Source organism: Psychrobacter sp. GW64-MNA-CIBAN-0177, from assembly GCF_040309585.1.
Taxonomy (GTDB): Bacteria; Pseudomonadota; Gammaproteobacteria; order Pseudomonadales; family Moraxellaceae; genus Psychrobacter; species Psychrobacter okhotskensis.
Genome location: NZ_JBEOOY010000452.1, coordinates 1 through 251, shown reverse-complemented (window position 1 = coordinate 251; position 251 = coordinate 1). Strand labels below are relative to the sequence as shown.

The 251-nt window shown below is 39.8% G+C and carries 1 protein-coding gene; it reads left to right on the top strand.

Translation table 11 applies throughout. From position 1 onward, the window contains the following. Nucleotides 1-10 precede the first annotated feature (10 nt). A partial coding sequence (gene priC / locus AAEY79_RS15815; RefSeq protein ID WP_352289594.1) for a primosomal replication protein PriC occupies nt 11-251 on the top strand: 241 nt, incomplete at its 3' end.

Genomic DNA, 251 nt, shown 5'->3' with positions numbered 1-251 from the left:
GTGCATGGGTATGAACACCCAACAATTGCTATCAATGTTAAAACAACAGCTCGCTAAACTTGAGCAAGACGCATTAATACACGACCAGAATTTGGCGCCTTCGCAACGACAGTCTTTACAAGAAATTGAACGATTTAACAGTCAGCTATTTGCCCAACAAGGAGCCCAACTAAGCCCTTGTATCACTCAGTTACGTCAAGATATTAAACAACTTGAAAAACAACTTTACCTTAAGTTGGGCAGTAATGTTA